Source organism: Streptomyces sp. NPDC050617 (assembly GCF_040654795.1).
GTDB lineage: Bacteria > Actinomycetota > Actinomycetes > Streptomycetales > Streptomycetaceae > Streptomyces.
The window spans coordinates 448,703-465,178 of the sequence record NZ_JBFAIS010000002.1; the positions used below are offsets into that span (position 1 = coordinate 448,703).

Sequence of the window (16,476 nt, forward strand, 5' to 3'; positions counted from 1 at the left end):
TACGGGCGAGGCGTGGCTCACGGGCCCGGCGGACCGGTTCGGCGTGGCAGTACGGCCGGGCGCGGGTGCGTCTCCGGACGCGGCGATACGCCCGTACGGACACGGATCCGGGCTCGGACGCGTACCCGGTTCCTCGGCCAATCCGCCCGTCGCCGGGCTCACCTCCGGCGACGGGCGGTTCGCGGGAGGGCACGCCGGGGAGGGCCGTACGCATCCGGGGCGCCCTTCCTCACCGGGTGCCGGCGACGACACTTCCGGCACTCCGAGCGCTCCCACCTCCTCGGCCACCACATCCCCCACGGACTCGCCGACATCCACGGCCACCACGTCCCCCGCTCCCACCGCCAGCCCCACACCCACCCCCACCTCCACCTCCGCCCCTTCCGAATCCCCGTCCTCGCCCGCCCCTTCCTCCACCGCCGACACGTCGTCGCCCGCCCCCACACCCCCGTCCACCAGGGAAGATCACCTCGGTGCGGCTCAGCGGCCGCTCGGTCCGCCGCGGGAGCAGTACGCGATGGTGCGGCCGCCCGCCCCCGACTCGTCGCCGCCCGTCCGCCCGCCGTACGCGCCCGAGACCGAGGCCGTCGCCGGCGCCTCGCAGGACGCGGTGGCCGCGCCCGCGCCGACCGGCCACGTGATGCGCGTACTGCCGCTCGGCACGGGCCTGGCGCTCACCGGGCTCGGGCTGGCCTTCGCCGGGCTGCGGCTCCGGCGGCGCTGACCGCGCGACCATCGAGCCGACACCGGGGCCGACACCGGGGCCGACACCGGGGCCGGCACCGGGGCCGACCGCCGGGGCGGCCTCGGGCGGCCGTCGCCGGGTCCGGCGACGGAGTGGTCGATCGGATCTACCTCGAACAGCGCAAAGCGGGTATACATACGCGGTATACCGACCCGCCGCGGCCGCTCTGACCAGGTGGCCGACGCGGCGGGTCCGACCCACCCAAGGGGAACACCGCACCATGTCCGCTCAGCCACCACAGCCGAACGCGATATCGCGGGTGATATCGAAGGCCATGCCGAAGGGGAGGGACCGGAGCGGAGGGGGACCGAAGAGAGGGCACGAGCAGGAACAGGGGAAAGGGCGGGGGCAAGGGCAGGGGGAGGGGCAGGAACGGGCGGCGCGACCGCAGTCCGCGCGGGCCGCACGGGGTTCGCGGGGCGCGCGGTACGAGCGCTCCTCGCGCGACGCCGTTCTGGAGCTCAAGGAGCTCACCCGGACCCACGGGACCGGTATGACCGAGGTCCACGCCCTGCGCGGTGTGGACCTCAGCGTCATGCCCGGCGAACTCGTCGCCGTCATGGGCCCCTCCGGCTCCGGCAAGTCGACGCTGCTGACCCTCGCCGGGGGGCTGGACGCGCCGACCAGCGGGCAGGTGTTCGTCGAGGGGCGCGACCTGGCGCGGCTCAGCCGCGGTGCGCTGGCCGCCACGCGGCGCCGTTCCATCGGCTATGTCTTCCAGGACTACAACCTCATCCCGGCGCTGACCGCGGCCGAGAACATCGCCCTCCCCAGGGAGCTGGACGGGCTCCCGCTGCGCAAGGCGCGGCGAGAGGCCATGGAATCCCTGGAGGAGCTGAACCTCACCGCGGTCGCCAACCGCTTCCCGGACGAGATGTCCGGCGGCCAGCAGCAGCGCGTGGCCATCGCGCGCGCCCTCGTCGGCGACCGCCGGCTGGTCCTGGCCGACGAGCCGACGGGCGCTCTGGACTCCCAGACCGGGGAGGCCGTGCTCGCGCTGCTGCGGGCCCGCTGCGACGCGGGCGCGGCGGGGGTGATGGTGACGCACGAGCCCCGGTACGCGGCCTGGGCCGACCGGGTGGTCTATCTGCGCGACGGCACGATGGTCGACCAGACACTCACGGCACGGGCCAATAGCGCCGAACGCGCCGAACGCGCCGAACGCGCCGAACGCGCCGAACGCGCCGACCAGGTTGAACGTTCCGGCGGCTCCGGCGGCTCCGGCCACGCCGATCGAGCCGATCGAGCCGATGGCGACGACCAGTCCGCAGACCACCCCCGCTCAGCGGACGCCCCGCACACGGACCCCCACCCCGCAGACGCCCCATCCGCGGCCGACGCCCGCAGGGCCGACCGGTGATCCGTATCCCCGTCCCGCGCTGGCTCCCGCGCCTTCTCCCGCGCCTCCCCAACCTTCCCGCCTGGCGCGCCGCCCTGCGTATCGCCCGCCGGGACGCGTTGCGGGCCAAGGCCCGTAGCGCCCTCGTCGTGGCGATGATCGCGCTGCCCGTGCTCGCCGTCACCGCGGCCGACGTCATCTACCGCAGTGGCACCCCGTCCCGCGCGGAGGCGGTGGACCGGACGCTGGGGGCCGCCGACGCGCGGTTCACCGACGGCGGCTTCGGGCCGGTCCCCCTGATCCAGACGCCGAACGCGCAGCGGTACGGCAGACCGTCGGACTACCACCACGACGATGACGACAGCGACAGCAACAGCGACAGCAACAGCAACAGCGGAGACGCGGACGACGACGGGGACGACGACGCGGACGACAGCACCGTCGTCCCCGTAGACCCCCGCCCCGTCGATCTCCGCGCCGCCCTGCCGCCCGGCGCCCGCGTCCTCACCTCGCAGGACGTCGACGCCATGGTCCACAGCGCCCACGGGCTCCGGCGCTCCACCATCCGGGAGCTGCGCGTCGCCGACCCGATGATGCGCGGCAAGGTGCGGCTCAACCGCGGCGCCTTCCCCTCTGGGCCCGGCGAGATGGCGGCGACCGGCGCCTATCTTGAGGCCTCGGGGCTGCACGTGGGCTCGCGGACGAAGGTCAAGGGGCTGAACCGGGTCTTCCGGATCACCGGTGAGCTGGAGCTGCCGGGCGAGCTGGGCGACGAGGTGCTCTTCGCCGACCCCGGCGCCGTCATCGCCCCCTGGCGGGCGCAGGCGAAGCGCGACGCGGTCGCCGCGCCGCCGCACCCGTCGGACAAGGAGTACTACGTCACGGCCAAGGGGCACAGCGTGGCGTGGAGCGACGTGCTGGCCGCCAATCGGCGCGGCGTGGTCGTCTACTCCCGCCAGGTCGCCCTGGACCCGCCGCCGGTCGCCGAGGTTCCGGCGTCGCGGATCATGGGCGGCGGCCCCGGGTCCGGTTACGACGGTGCGTACGGGGAGACGGACTCGTCCATCGTGAACTGGCGCAACGCGTCCGTGGCCGCGGTCGGCGGGCTGGCCCTGCTGGAGATCGTGCTGCTCGCGGGCCCGGCCTTCGCGGTCGGCGCGCGCCGCTCCCGCCGTCAGCTCGGGCTGGTCGGGGTGTGCGGCGGGGACCGCGCGCAGGTACGGGCCGTGGTGCTGGCCGGCGGCGTGGTGCTGGGCGCGGTGGGGGCCGCGCTCGGGGTGGCCGGCGGGCTCGGGCTGACCGCGCTGGGCCGGTCGCTGATCGAGCAGGAGGCGGGGCGGCGCTTCGGGACGATCGACATCCGCCCGCTGGAGCTCCTCGCCATCGGCGCGACCGGGCTGCTCACGGGCGTGCTCGCGGCCCTGGCGCCCGCCCTCGTCGCGGCCCGGCAGTCCGTGCTGACCTCGCTGACGGACCGGCGCGGGGTGCGCCGGTCCTCCCGTACGCTCCCGGTCCTGGGGCTCGCGGCGCTGCTGCTGGGCGCGGGGCTGGCGGTCGTCGCGGCGCTGACCGAGCTGAACTCGCTCGTCGTGGCGGCCGGCTCGGTGATCGCCGAGCTGGGGGTGCTGGCGCTCGTACCGGCGCTGGTCGGGGCCTGCGGGCGGCTCGGCCGCAGGCTGCCGCTGACGCCTCGGCTGGCGCTGCGCGACGCGGCCCGCAACCGGGGCCGTACCGCCCCCGCCGTGAGCGCCGTGCTGGCCGCGGTGGCGGGGACCGTCGCCGTGGCCACGTACTCGGTGAGCCTGAACGCGGAGGAACGGTTCGGCTATATGCCGACCCTCAAGCAGGGCACGGTGGCGCTGATGGTGGACGCGTTCGCCGATCAGGGCGGCCACCCGGAGAAGGCGCTGCCCGCGCTGCGGCGGACCCTGGAACATACCCTTCCGGTCTCCGGCGAGCGCGCCGACGTCGACCGGGTGTGGGCGGGCGGCGACTGCTACGCGCGGGAGGCGGTGGAGTGCGGCTCCATCGAGCTGGTCCGGCCCAAGGACAGCGAGTGCCCGCTGCTCGGCCCGGACGGCGCGCGGATCGCCGCCGGGCTCAGCGCCGCGGAGCACCGGGACCTGATGCGGACCCCGCGGTGCGTGGACTCCGCGGGCCCGGCCTCGGTGATCGGGGACATCGACGACCGCATGGTCGTGGGGGACGCGCGGCTGCTGCGCAACTACATCGGGCTGCGGGACCCGGCGGCCGAGAAGGCGCTGGCGGAGGGCAGACCGGTGCTGCTCAACCCCGCGTACGCGCACAACGGCCGCCTCACGCTGAAGATCACCGGGCTGCACAGCGGCCCCACCGGCCCCCGTGAGGACCAGAAGGCCACGCACGTCTCCCTGGCCACGTACACGGCCCCCGCCTCCTACGCGGACACGCCAGGCATCCGGCTCGTGCTGCCCGCCGTCCTCGCGCACCGGCTGGGCCTGCACACCGCCCCCTCCGGCTCCTTCTACCCGGTCAGCCGCACCCCGACCAGGGCCGAGCAGCGGCGGGCCGAGTCCGAACTGGCCCACGGCGACGCGGCCACCAACCTCTACGTCGAACGCGGCTATCCGGATACGGACGACGCGGGCCTGCTCGTCCTCGCCGTCTTCGCCGGCATCGTCACCATCGGCGCCGCCGCCATCGCCACCGGGCTCGCCAAGGCCGACGCCGAGGCCGACCTGACGACGCTCGGCGCGGTCGGGGCGCCGCCACGGGTACGCCGGTTCTATACGGGCTTCCAGTGCGCGGTCGTCGCCGGAATGGGCGTCGTGCTCGGCATGGTCACCGGGGTGCTGCCGGCCGTCGCGCTGCGGCTCGCCGAAAGCCGGCACGCCCTCGCGCACATGCGCGAGGACCCGATGTCGTCCGCGTACACGCCCATCGAGCTGCCCTGGCCGACGCTGGCCGTCCTCGCGGTGGGCGTGCCGGTGCTGGCGGGGCTGCTGGCGGCCCTCTGCACGCGCTCCCGCCTCCTCGCGCCGCGGCGGGCGACCTGACGTGCGAGGACGGCCGTGCCCGGAATGCCCGCCGCGCCGTGCGCCCTGAGGCGGCAGGGACGAAAATCGAAGCAGAGGGGCGCACGGTGGTGGATCAGGCGTATTCGGGGGCACCAATGTGGGGAGGTTCGGGTGCGAGAGAATGGCGGCATGGATATGCCGAGGAGTGAACGGTCGCAGGAGAGCCCGCAGGTCCTGGTGGTAGGCCCGGACGGGATGGCTCTCGGCAGCGCCAACCCCGGCGGCGGGGAGGGTGACGACGAGTCGCGCGAGGTCCCGGTGACGGAAATGGTGGAGCAACCCGCGAAGGTCATGCGCATCGGCAGCATGATCAAGCAGCTGTTGGAGGAGGTGCGGGCGGCGCCTCTGGACGAGGCGAGCCGGGCCCGGCTCAAGGACATTCACGCCAGCTCGGTCAAGGAGCTGGAGGACGGGCTCGCGCCCGAGCTCGTGGAGGAGCTGGAGCGGCTCTCGCTGCCGTTCACCGAGGACACCATCCCCACGGAGGCCGAGCTGCGCATCGCCCAGGCCCAGCTGGTCGGCTGGCTGGAGGGGCTTTTCCACGGCATCCAGACCGCGCTGTTCGCCCAGCAGATGGCGGCGCGCGCCCAGTTGGAGCAGATGCGCCGCGCGCTGCCGCCCGGTGTGAGCCTCGGTGAGGAAGAGGAGAGCGGCATCCAGCACAGCGGCGGCGCCCGCTCCGGCCCGTACCTCTGACCGGCTTTTCGACCAGCGATTCGGCGGTCAGTGATTCAGCGGTCAGTGATTCGGCGGTCAGTGATTCAGCGGTCAGGGATCAGCGATCGGCGATCAGCGGCGATTGCGTAGGACTACTACAACTTTCAGACACGACTACTACTGCTGCTGCTACTGCTGCGCCTGCCTGTGATGCCCGGCCCGCCGGGCGCCGCACGCAGGCGCAGCCGCGTCTCCGCCTCGCCCGTCGGCGCCACAAGCGCCGCGGCGTCGCGTCCCCGCCTTACTCGCCGCTGGCCGCCTTCCCCGTGGAGACCGTGAGAACGAACTGGTCGCTGGGCGAATTCGGGTCGAACGGGTCGCCGTTGGCGGGGGTCTGGCTCATCACCGTGCCCTTGCCCCAGGTGTTCTCGTCCGTGTACTCGACGCGGTAGCGCCAGCCCGCGGCGGTGAGGCAGTCCTTCGCCGAGTTGATGTAGACGAACTTGAAGTCGGGCGCGGTCTTCTTCTTTTTGTCGTTGAAGTAGTCGTAGGCGCCCGTGCACTTCTCTTTGCTGATGGTCTTGGTCTGGTCGCCCTGCTTGACCGGTGTCGTGGCGTCCCCGTCGGGGCCCGCGTCGGAGGAGCCGCCGGGCCCGTCCCCGCTGCCGTGACCGCTCCCGCTCCCCTGCCCGTTCCCCTGACCGTTCCCCTGTCCGTTTCCGTTCGCGGATGTTCCGGAATCGCCCGAGCCGGAACCGCCGTTGTGCGCCTGGCCACCGTCGTTGCCGCCGCCGCCATTGCCGCTGCCGCCGCCGTTGCCGGTGTCGCCCTGGGCCTGGTTGCCGCCCTTGGAGCCCTCGTCGCCCTTGTTCATCGACATCGCGACGAACACGCCGCCGACGGCCAGCGCCGCGACCACGGCCACGGCGACGAGCAGCCCCCGGCCCCCGCCGCGCCGCCCGCCGCCCGCCGGCACCGGCGCGGGCGGCTGCGGGCTGATCGTGTACGGGGGCGGGGTGGCCGGACCGGGGTAGCCGTACCCCTGCTGCGGCTGTGCGTGCGGCTGCGCACCCGGTCCGTACCCGCCCCCGTACTGCTGCTGAGGGGGCTGCTGGTGCTGCGGGTGCTGAGCGGGCGGCGTGGGCTGGTACGGCGTCTGCACCCCCTGCGGGGGCGGCGTCGGGCCGCCGACCGGCGGGAATACCGCCGAGCCGACGCCCGCGCCGCTGCGCGCCGGCGGGCCGCCCGAGATGATCAGCGGAGTGTTGCCGGCCTGCGCCGCGCCCGACACCCGCGCGCACTCGTCGCGCATCGCCTCGGCGCTGGGGAAGCGCTCATTCGGGTTCTTCCGCAGGGCGCGGGCGACCAGCGCGTCCACGGCCGGGGGCACCGACCGGTTGACGGCGGAGGGCGGCGGCGCCTCCTCCTGCACATGCGCGTACGCGATGGCCAGCGGCGAGTCCGCGTCGAAGGGCAGCCGCCCGGTCAGCAGCTCGAAGAGCATGATGCCGACCGAGTACAGGTCGGAGCGGGCATCGACGCCGCGGCCCAGGGCCTGCTCGGGGGAGAGGTACTGCGGGGTGCCGACGACCATGCCGGTCTGGGTCATCGAGGTGACGCCGGACTGCATGGCGCGCGCGATGCCGAAGTCCATGACCTTGACGACGCCGCGCTTGCTCATCATCACGTTGCCGGGCTTGATGTCCCGGTGGACCAGGCCCATTTCGTGGCTGACCTCCAGGGCGGCCAGCACATCCGCTGTGATCTTGAGCGCCTTTTCGGCGGGCATCGCGCCGTACTGCCGTACGTCCGCGTCGAGCACGGAGCGTAGCGGCTGCCCCTCGACGTACTCCATGACGATGTACGGCATCGTCGAACCGGCCAGTTCGTCCTCGCCGGTGTCGAAGACCGAGACGATGTTGGTGTGCGTGAGCTTGGCCACCGACTGGGCCTCGCGGCGGAACCGCTCGCGGAAGGACGACTCGCGCCCCAGCTCGGTGTGGAGGGTCTTGATCGCGACGTCCCGGTCCAGCACCGTGTCGTGCGCCAGGTGCACAGAGGCCATGCCGCCCTCGCCGAGCAGGTCGCGCAGCATGTAACGGCCGCCCGCGATAGCGCGGCCCGTATAGCGGCCCTGCGCGCCGTCCTGGCTCATCGTCGACTTCCCCCTCGGCGCACTGCCTGATGTAATGATCCTCTGTATCGTGGCCAAGTCTGCCCCAGGCCACCGACACGTCAAGCCACGTGCCCGTTCCGTGACCGGATGTGCGAGAAGCCGTCACGAGATTTGCCTCGCCCCGGCCGCGACAGGTTTGATGACCCGCCCTTCTGGGATCGGCGGGTGGCGCGAAGCCTGTAGCGTGCCTTAACGAAAGACCGTACCGCCCCCCACGCGAGCGGGCAGATACCGACGGCGAGGACTGATGGCAGAGACGCATAACGCCCAGGAGCCGTCCGAACCGGACGCCACCGGGGCGGGCATGCCTGATTCGCCGGAGCTGTGGGGCAACGGCGGGCTCGTAGGCGACGGCCGGTACCGCCTGACCGGCCGCCTCGGCCGCGGCGGCATGGCGGAGGTCTTCGCCGCGGAGGACGTGCGCCTCGGCCGCACGGTCGCGGTCAAGCTGCTCCGCGCCGACCTCGCCGAGGACCCGGTCTCCAAGGCCCGCTTCACCCGCGAGGCCCAGTCCGTGGCGGGACTGAACCACCACGCCGTCGTCGCCGTCTACGACTCCGGCGAGGACACCGTCACCACGCAGGGCGGCTACGGCGCCGGCGGCCCCAACGTCGTGCCGTACATCGTGATGGAGCTGGTCGAGGGCCGCACCATCCGGGAGCTGCTGCTCAACGCGGAGGCCCCGCCGCCGGAGCAGGCGCTGATCATCGTCTCCGGCGTGCTGGAGGCCCTGGCCTACAGCCACCAGCACGGCATCGTGCACCGCGACATCAAGCCCGCCAACGTGATCATCACGAACAGCGGCGCGGTCAAGGTGATGGACTTCGGCATCGCCCGCGCCCTGCACGGCGCGGCCTCCACCATGACCCAGACCGGCATGGTCATGGGCACCCCGCAGTACCTCTCCCCCGAGCAGGCGCTCGGCAAGACCGTGGACGCCCGCTCCGACCTCTACGCCACCGGCTGCCTGCTCTACGAACTCCTCGCGCTGCGCCCGCCGTTCACCGGCGAGACGCCGCTGTCGGTGGTCTACCAACACGTGCAGGACACCCCGGTGCCGCCGTCGCAGGTCTCCGCGGGCGTGCCGCCGGAGCTCGACGGGCTCGTGATGCGCTCGCTCGCCAAGGACCCGGACGACCGGTTCCAGAGCGCGGAGGAGATGCGCGGGCTGGTCCAGTACGGGCTCCAGATGCTCCAGGAGGCCGGCGGCCACACCGGCACGTGGGACACCGGCCCCGTCGCCCACATGGCGTCCGGTACGCCCGCCATGGGCATCGCGGGCACCACGGCCATGCCGCACCCGCCGCACGGCGGCGACACCTCGCAGCAGCGCATCCTGCCGCCGGGCGTGGGCGGCGTCGGTGACGACGGCGGGTTCGACGGCCGTTCCGGGCCGCCGCGCAACAGCGGCGGGCGGGGCAGGATCTGGCTGCTGGCGGCCCTCGCGGTGATCGCCATCGCGGTCGGTGTGGTCTTCGCGCTGGACCACGGCTCGGACACGGGCAAGAAGCCGAAGCAGAGCCCGTCCCCGACCGTCACGCAGTCGCCGAGCGACGAGCCCTCCGAGACGCCGTCGGACGAGCCGACGAACACGTACGGGGAGGACGACCCCACCGGCGAGTCGGACGGCCAGAGCGAGGGCGGCTACCCGACGTACCACTCCACCAAGGGGCCGACGCACCACACGACCACGCCGCCGCCGAACACCAACCCGACGCATCCGACGGGCGGCCCCACGACGGCGCCGACCCACTCCGGCGGCGGCGGTGACGACGGCGGCAAGCCGACGGGGAAGCCGACCGGCGGCGGCCAGAGCCCGCCGCCGGGCGGCGACCCGGACCCGGGCAAGACGGGCGGCGGGAGCGACGGCTCCGGAAGCGACGACGACTGACACCACGGGCCGGTCCGTACGGAAGAGCCGGGGGCTGCGCTGGACGGCGCCGCCCCCGGCTCTTCCGTATCCGCCCCCGTTTCAGCCCCGTACCGACCCTGCTCCTGCCCGTTTCCGTCCGCTCAGTCGCAGAACGCGCCGCGTACGGCGGCGTATTCGCGCGTCCACCACACCGACAGGGCGGAGGACGCGGGGAATCCGGGGTCGGCGCGGCGGTCGTCGAGCTGGTAGCGCCAGCGCAGCATCCAGAAGTCGTTGAGCCGCTCCCACCACACCCGGTGCGCGGCGGCGGCCAGTTCGGCGCTGTCCGCGCCCGCCGTCGCCCGGTACGCGCGCGCGTACGCGCGTACCTTCACGAGGTCCAGGGTGCCTCCGGGCCGTACGAAGAAGATCGCCGCGGCGCGTACCGCCTCCTCCGCGCGGGGCTGGACGCCGAGCCGGTCCCAGTCGACGATCGCGGCCGGTTCGCCGCCCCGGTAGAGGAGGTTGAGGGGGTGGAAGTCGCCGTGCACCCAGCCGCGGGCGGGCGTGGCGGACGGCGCGGGGCGCCGGTGGGCGTGGCGCTCCAGGAGGGCGCGGCGCTCGACGAGGCGGTGTTCGGCCAGCTCGCCGAAGACGTCGCGCGGGCCGCCGCGTACGAGCTCCAGCAGCTCTTCGATGAGGGCGAAGGTGTCCTCGGCCCTGGCCGCCGCGTCCGAGGGCGGCGCCGAGGCCGGCCGCGCCGTCGCCGGAGGGCCGTGCGGCGGGCCGTCAGCGCCTCCCTGCGGGCCCGGCATGATCTCTTCGAGGCAGGTGTGCACCCGGCCGAGCAGCGTGCCCAGGCGGCGCGACTGGGGTTCCGACAGTTCGGCGCCGTCGTGGTGCCGGCCGTCGACCCAGGGGTGCAGGGCGTAGCAGCGGCCGCCGATGACGGCGACGGTGCGCCCGTCGCCGTCGGCCACGGGCGGGGCGACCGGCAGGCCGAGGGCGCGGAGCCGCAGGGTCGCGTGGTGCTGGCGGGCGATGGCGGCGCGGTCGACGGTGCCGTCGGCGCCGTCGGCGTCGAGGTGGTGCTTGAGGAAGTACCGGCCGTGGGTGGTGGCCAGGCGGTAGCCGCGGTTCAGCAGGCCCTGCGTCAGGGGTTCGCAGGTCAGGGCCTCACCGGTGTGCTCGTAGCGGCGCAGCAGGGCGCGCAGGGTGCCGCTGTCGGGGCCTTGGTCCGCCGCCGCGCCGCGGCCCTGGGGGCTGTGCGTCGCCTGAACGGTTCTGCTTCTGCCTTGGGCGGGGGCGGTGCGGCCCGGAGGCCGGGCGGGGACATGCGGAAGGGCCCCGGCGGGGGCGACAAGTGAGCGTGGCACCTGCCAGATGCTAGATCACGCAGAGTGCGCGGGTTGTCGCGCTGGGACGTCTCCGAGGTGGTGAACGGTGATGAACTGCGGTTCGACGCACAGATATGTGGGGTCGAAGGGCGCTCCGTCGGCGGTGCGCGGGGCCCCTCCGAAGAGCTCCAACTCGCGTGTGCCGGGGGTGAAGATCTTGGCGGTGCCCACGAATTGCACGGTCCAGACCTGGGCGTCGCCGTCGCCGATGTTGTCCGCGCCGTACGCCACGACGCTGCCGTCGCACGCCTGCGCGTAGCCGAATCCGCCGTGCAGCCGCAGCATGACGTGCCCGCCCACGACGATGTGGCGGGCGACGGTGACGAACGGCAGGGCGCGCATGCTCACCGAGACCCGGCCATAGGGGGTGCGGCCGAGGAGGTCGATCGCTCGGTATTCGTGGGTGGGCATGGGGACTACTCTGCCCGCCTTGGTACGGGCCAAGTAGGGGCACCCGCCCTTTTGGTCAGGGACGTTGGTCCCGATTACGGCGTACTGGGGCGGTTTGGGACGGGTGCCGCGGGGCGCCCGGCGGCGCGGGTCAGCGCTTCTCGGCCTGGAGCCGGGCGACGTACGCGGCGGCCTGCGACCGCCGCTCCATGCCGAGCTTCGAGAGCAGGCTGGAGACGTAGTTCTTGATGGTCTTCTCGGCGAGGTGCAGCCGCTCGCCGATGGCGCGGTTGGTCATGCCCTCGCCGATCAGGTCGAGGATCTTGCGTTCCTGCTCGGTCAGGCCCGCGAGCCGGTCGTCCCCCTTGGGCGTATTGCCGTCGCGCAGCCTTTCCAGGACGCGGGCGGTCGCGACGGGGTCGAGCAGGGATTTCCCGGCGGCCACGTCCCGGACGGCGGACAGCAGCTCATTGCCGCGGATCGCCTTGAGGACATAGCCGGAGGCGCCTGCCATGATCGCGTCGAAAAGGGCCTCGTCGTCGGCGAAAGACGTCAGCATCAGGCATTTGATGCCCTCGTCCTGCGAACGGATCTCGCGGCACACCTCGACCCCGCTGCCGTCCGGCAGCCGCACGTCGAGCACCGCGACATCAGGCCGGGTGGCCGGAATGCGCACCAGCGCGTCCGCCGCCGTACCGGCCTCGCCGACCACCTCGATGTCCTCCTCGACGGAGAGCATCTCGTGGACTCCGCGCCGGACGACTTCGTGGTCATCGAGTAGAAATACAGTGATTTTGCCATGTTCGCGCACGACGTCAGTCTCACACACGAAGTCTTCCCCTGCTCTTGTTACTCGGGATAACGTGCCGTCGTTCCGGCAGCCTGCAAGGCTGTGACCAGTGGCGTTTCCCCGCTTTCCCGATTTACTTGGAAATCCAAGCAAAATCGCAGGTCAGATAGGGTTTCGCAGAGTTGTGACGCACTGGGTAACGTGCCTGTTGCAGGCCATTCGCCGGGGCGCCTGTCACGCCCGGTTCCGGCCTCGGCACACCCACCCTGTGTGCCGTCGGACACCGAGCGAGCCTCCCCCACCTCACGGTGGGAGGGACCCCCTCTGGCCGCCGGCGACCCCGGGGGCCGGACAGACGGAGGAGCACACGTGACCGCGGAAAGCACGGCGCAGACACCGCGCCGCAGCAGCAAGCGCACCACCAGCGCGAAGAAGCCCGCCGGCAGCGCGAAGAAGACGGCCGCGGGCAAGAAGACGCAGGCCGGGACCCCCGAGCTGGTACAGCTGCTGACGCCGGAAGGCGAACGGGTCGAGCACCCGGACTACTCCATCGACCTCACCCCCGAAGAGCTGCGCGGCCTCTACCGCGACATGGTGCTCACCCGGCGCTTCGACGGCGAGGCCACCACCCTCCAGCGCCAGGGCGAACTGGGCCTGTGGGCGTCCCTGCTCGGCCAGGAAGCCGCCCAGATCGGCTCCGGACGGGCGACCGACCCCGACGACTACGTCTTCCCGACCTACCGGGAGCACGGCGTCGCCTGGTGCCGCGGAGTGGACCCGACCAACCTGCTCGGCATGTTCCGCGGAGTGAACCACGGAGGCTGGGACCCGAACGAGAACAACTTCCACCTCTACACGATCGTCATCGGCTCGCAGGCCCTGCACGCCACCGGCTACGCGATGGGCGTGGCCAAGGACGGCGCCGACTCGGCCGTCATCGCCTACTTCGGCGACGGCGCGTCCAGCCAGGGCGACGTGGCCGAATCCTTCACCTTCGCCGCCGTCTACAACGCCCCCGTCGTCTTCTTCTGCCAGAACAACCAGTGGGCGATCTCCGAGCCCACCGAGAAGCAGACCCGCGTCCCGCTCTACCAGCGCGCGCAGGGCTACGGCTTCCCCGGCGTCCGCGTCGACGGCAACGACGTCCTCGCCTGCCTCGCCGTCACCAAGGCCGCCCTGGAGCGCGCCCGTACGGGGCAGGGCCCGATGCTCGTCGAGGCGTTCACGTACCGCATGGGCGCCCACACCACCTCCGACGACCCGACCAAGTACCGGCGGGACGAGGAGCGGGAGCTGTGGGAGGCCAAGGACCCCATCCAGCGGCTGAAGACCTATCTGGAGAAGACCGGCGCCGCTGACGACGAGTTCTTCGCCGCGCTGGAGACCGAGAGCGACGCCCTCGCCAAGCGGGTGCGCGACGCCGTACGGAACATGCCCAACCCCGACAACATGGCGATCTTCGAGCACATCTACGCCGACGGGCACGCGCTCGTCGACGAGGAGCGCGCCCAGTTCGCCGCCTACCAGGCGTCGTTCGCCGAGGAGGGCAACTGACATGGCCGCCGAGAAGCTCTCGATCTCCAAGGCGATCAACGCCTCCCTGCGCACCGCGCTGGAGAACGACCCCAAGGTCCTGATCATGGGAGAGGACGTCGGCAAGCTCGGCGGCGTCTTCCGCGTCACCGACGGCCTGTACAAGGACTTCGGCGAGGACCGGGTCATCGACACCCCGCTCGCCGAGTCCGGCATCGTCGGCACCGCCGTCGGCCTCGCGCTGCGCGGCTACCGGCCCGTCGTGGAGATCCAGTTCGACGGGTTCGTCTTCCCCGCGTACGACCAGATCGTCACCCAGCTCGCCAAGATGCACGCCCGCGCGCTCGGCAAGATCAAGCTGCCGGTCGTCATCCGCATCCCCTACGGCGGCGCGATCGGCGCCGTCGAGCACCACAGCGAGTCCCCCGAAGCGCTCTTCGCGCACGTCGCGGGCCTCAAGTGCGTATCGCCGTCGAACGCCTCCGACGCCTACTGGATGCTCCAGCAGGCCATACAGAGCGATGACCCGGTCATCTTCTTCGAGCCCAAGCGCCGCTACCACGACAAGTCGGAGCTGGACCGCTCCGCCGTGCCGGCCGCGCTGCACGCCGCCCGTACGGCCCGTACCGGCACCGACCTGACGCTCGCCGCCTACGGACCGATGGTCAAGACCTGCCTGGAGGCCGCCGCGGCGGCCGAGGAGGAGGGCAAGTCGATCGAGGTCCTCGACCTGCGGTCCATGTCGCCCATCGACTTCGACGCCATCCAGGCGTCGGTCGAGAAGACCCGCCGCCTGGTCGTGGTCCACGAGGCGCCCGTCTTCCTGGGCACCGGCTCCGAGATCGCCGCGCGGATCACCGAACGGTGCTTCTACCACCTGGAGGCCCCCGTCCTGCGCGTCGGCGGCTACCACGCCCCGTACCCGCCGTCGCGGCTGGAGGACGAGTACCTTCCGGGACTGGACCGGGTACTGGACGCCGTCGACCGCGCGTTGGCGTACTGAAGGGCTTGAGGGGAGTCGAGAAGATGACTGCGAGCACAACGAACGCGAACACGGCGAACGACCAGCGTTTTCGCGAGTTCAAGATGCCGGACGTGGGCGAAGGTCTCACCGAGGCCGAGATCCTCAAGTGGTACGTGGCCGCCGGGGACACCGTCTCCGACGGGCAGGTGGTCTGCGAGGTGGAGACCGCCAAGGCCGCCGTCGAACTGCCCATCCCCTTCGACGGAGCGGTGCACGAACTGCGCTTCGACGAGGGCGTGACGGTGGACGTGGGCACCGCCATCATCGTGGTGGACACCCAGCCGGGCGCGGGCCCGGCGGAGCCGTCGGCGACGGTGCCGGACCAGCAGACGTACTACCCGCCGAAGGACCGGACCGCCGAGGAGGAGCCGGGGGAGGGCGAGGGCGAGGGCCGTAAGGCCGTGCTCGTCGGATACGGCGCGGCGCCGTCCTCCACCAAGCGCCGGGCGCGCAAGCCGCAGCCGGGGGCGGGCGCTCCGGAGCTGAACGGGCACGGGGCGGCCCCCGCCGCTCCCGCGCCTGCCCCTGAGGCTCCCGCTTCGGGCGGGCGGGCGCTGGCCAAGCCGCCGGTCCGCAAGCTCGCCAAGGACCTCGGCATCGACCTGGCCTCGGTCGCCGCGACCGGCCCGGACGGCACCGTCACCCGCGAGGACGTCCACGCGGCAGCCGCCACCGCGGTCGCGCCGGCGGAACCGGAGACCGTGGCCGCCGCCCCGGAGGCCGCCCCGCAGCCGGCGGGCCCGGCCGCGCGCGAGGTCCGCATCCCCATCAAGGGCGTACGGAAGGCCACCGCGCAGGCGATGGTCGCGAGCGCCTTCACCGCGCCGCACGTTACGGAGTTCATCACCGTCGACGTGACCCGCACGATGAAGCTCGTACAGGAGCTCAAGTCGGACCCGGACATGGCCGGGCTCCGCGTGAACCCCCTGCTGCTCGTCGCCAAGGCGTTCCTCGTCGCGATCCGGCGGCACCCGGAGGTCAACGCGGCCTGGGACGAGGCCAACCAGGAGATCGTGCGCAAGGAGTATGTGAACCTGGGCATCGCGGCGGCCACGCCGCGCGGCCTCATCGTCCCGAACATCAAGGACGCGGGGGCCAAGACCCTCCCGGAACTGTCGGCCGCGCTCGGCGACCTGGTCGCCACCGCCCGCGAGGGGAAGACCAGCCCGGCGGACATGGCCGGCGGCACGGTCACGATCACCAACGTCGGCGTCTTCGGCGTCGACACCGGCACGCCCATCCTCAACCCGGGCGAGTCCGCGATCCTGGCCTTCGGCACGGTCAAGCTCCAGCCCTGGGTGCACAAGGGCAAGGTCAAGCCCCGCCAGGTCACCACCCTGGCGCTCTCCTTCGACCACCGGCTGGTCGACGGCGAGCTGGGCTCCAAGGTCCTCGCCGACGTGGCGGCGGTCCTGGAGCACCCCAAGCGCCTGATCACCTGGGGATAGCCGGTACGTACCGCGGGGGCCGGACGCGCGTCGTGCGCGTCCGGCCCCCGCGGCTTTTCGGACAGACCC

Annotated in this window: 11 protein-coding genes and 1 pseudogene; 8 read left to right on the forward strand and 4 right to left on the reverse strand. The window is 72.7% G+C overall.

Annotated features, from left to right (window positions below; genetic code table 11):
* Positions 1-517 precede the first annotated feature (517 nt).
* The 4 genes and pseudogenes from AB0I49_RS04565 (at position 518) to AB0I49_RS04580 (ending at position 5,836) form a co-directional block, all read left to right on the forward strand.
* Positions 518-724, forward strand: a complete 207-nt coding sequence (locus tag AB0I49_RS04565; protein ID WP_363225337.1) for a hypothetical protein — start codon at positions 518-520, stop codon at positions 722-724.
* Between the two features lie 514 nt (positions 725-1,238).
* Positions 1,239-1,883 (forward strand): annotated as a pseudogene (locus tag AB0I49_RS04570) (ABC transporter ATP-binding protein); the annotation flags it as partial.
* Between the two features lie 227 nt (positions 1,884-2,110).
* Positions 2,111-5,119 (forward strand): ABC transporter permease, encoded by a 3,009-nt coding sequence (locus tag AB0I49_RS04575; RefSeq protein ID WP_363225439.1) that lies wholly within the window; start codon positions 2,111-2,113, stop codon positions 5,117-5,119.
* 150 nt (positions 5,120-5,269) lie between these two features.
* Complete coding sequence (locus AB0I49_RS04580) at positions 5,270-5,836, forward strand: bacterial proteasome activator family protein (RefSeq protein ID WP_363225338.1); 567 nt, start codon at positions 5,270-5,272, stop codon at positions 5,834-5,836.
* A 262-nt stretch (positions 5,837-6,098) separates the two neighbouring features.
* Here AB0I49_RS04580 and AB0I49_RS04585 read toward each other — a convergent pair whose 3' ends face one another.
* Positions 6,099-7,952 carry a protein kinase gene (locus AB0I49_RS04585; RefSeq protein ID WP_363225339.1) on the reverse strand — a complete coding sequence of 618 codons (1,854 nt, stop codon included), beginning with the start codon at positions 7,950-7,952 and terminating at the stop codon, positions 6,099-6,101.
* Between the two features lie 268 nt (positions 7,953-8,220).
* Between AB0I49_RS04585 and AB0I49_RS04590 the strand changes: the two genes are divergently transcribed.
* Positions 8,221-9,864 carry a protein kinase gene (locus AB0I49_RS04590; RefSeq protein ID WP_363225340.1) on the forward strand — a complete coding sequence of 548 codons (1,644 nt, stop codon included), beginning with the start codon at positions 8,221-8,223 and terminating at the stop codon, positions 9,862-9,864.
* Positions 9,865-9,986: 122 nt separating this feature from the next.
* Here AB0I49_RS04590 and AB0I49_RS04595 read toward each other — a convergent pair whose 3' ends face one another.
* The 3 genes from AB0I49_RS04595 to AB0I49_RS04605 all read right to left on the reverse strand — a co-directional run bounded on the left by AB0I49_RS04595 (position 9,987) and on the right by AB0I49_RS04605 (position 12,423).
* Positions 9,987-11,039 carry a phosphotransferase gene (locus AB0I49_RS04595; RefSeq protein ID WP_363225440.1) on the reverse strand — a complete coding sequence of 351 codons (1,053 nt, stop codon included), beginning with the start codon at positions 11,037-11,039 and terminating at the stop codon, positions 9,987-9,989.
* Between the two features lie 177 nt (positions 11,040-11,216).
* On the reverse strand, positions 11,217-11,633 hold the full coding sequence (locus tag AB0I49_RS04600) for a pyridoxamine 5'-phosphate oxidase family protein (RefSeq protein ID WP_363225341.1): 417 nt from the start codon (positions 11,631-11,633) through the stop codon (positions 11,217-11,219).
* A gap of 130 nt (positions 11,634-11,763) precedes the next feature.
* A complete protein-coding gene (locus tag AB0I49_RS04605; protein WP_363128469.1) occupies positions 11,764-12,423 on the reverse strand; it encodes a response regulator transcription factor in 660 nt (219 codons plus the stop codon).
* A gap of 348 nt (positions 12,424-12,771) precedes the next feature.
* Here AB0I49_RS04605 and pdhA point away from each other — a divergent pair, with 348 nt between their 5' ends.
* The 3 genes from pdhA to AB0I49_RS04620 are packed head-to-tail and all read left to right on the forward strand — an operon-like array spanning position 12,772 to position 16,407.
* Positions 12,772-13,956, forward strand: coding sequence for a pyruvate dehydrogenase (acetyl-transferring) E1 component subunit alpha (gene pdhA, locus AB0I49_RS04610; protein ID WP_363225342.1), 1,185 nt, complete (start codon positions 12,772-12,774; stop codon positions 13,954-13,956).
* Between the two features lies 1 nt (position 13,957).
* Positions 13,958-14,938 carry an alpha-ketoacid dehydrogenase subunit beta gene (locus AB0I49_RS04615; RefSeq protein WP_363225343.1) on the forward strand — a complete coding sequence of 327 codons (981 nt, stop codon included), beginning with the start codon at positions 13,958-13,960 and terminating at the stop codon, positions 14,936-14,938.
* 23 nt (positions 14,939-14,961) lie between these two features.
* Entirely contained in the window at positions 14,962-16,407 is a 1,446-nt protein-coding gene (locus AB0I49_RS04620) for a dihydrolipoamide acetyltransferase family protein (RefSeq protein WP_363225344.1), read from the forward strand.
* Positions 16,408-16,476 lie beyond the last annotated feature (69 nt).

What these genes read in the sequence shown, in the direction of transcription:
- AB0I49_RS04565 (WP_363225337.1), top strand. Translation starts at nt 518, where the DNA reads ATGGTGCGGCCGCCCGCCCCCGACTCGTCGCCGCCCGTCCGCCCGCCG.
- AB0I49_RS04580 (WP_363225338.1), top strand. Translation starts at nt 5,270, where the DNA reads ATGGATATGCCGAGGAGTGAACGGTCGCAGGAGAGCCCGCAGGTCCTG.
- AB0I49_RS04585 (WP_363225339.1), bottom strand. Translation starts at nt 7,952, where the DNA reads ATGAGCCAGGACGGCGCGCAGGGCCGCTATACGGGCCGCGCTATCGCG.
- AB0I49_RS04590 (WP_363225340.1), top strand. Translation starts at nt 8,221, where the DNA reads ATGGCAGAGACGCATAACGCCCAGGAGCCGTCCGAACCGGACGCCACC.
- AB0I49_RS04600 (WP_363225341.1), bottom strand. Translation starts at nt 11,633, where the DNA reads ATGCCCACCCACGAATACCGAGCGATCGACCTCCTCGGCCGCACCCCC.
- AB0I49_RS04615 (WP_363225343.1), top strand. Translation starts at nt 13,958, where the DNA reads ATGGCCGCCGAGAAGCTCTCGATCTCCAAGGCGATCAACGCCTCCCTG.
- AB0I49_RS04620 (WP_363225344.1), top strand. Translation starts at nt 14,962, where the DNA reads ATGACTGCGAGCACAACGAACGCGAACACGGCGAACGACCAGCGTTTT.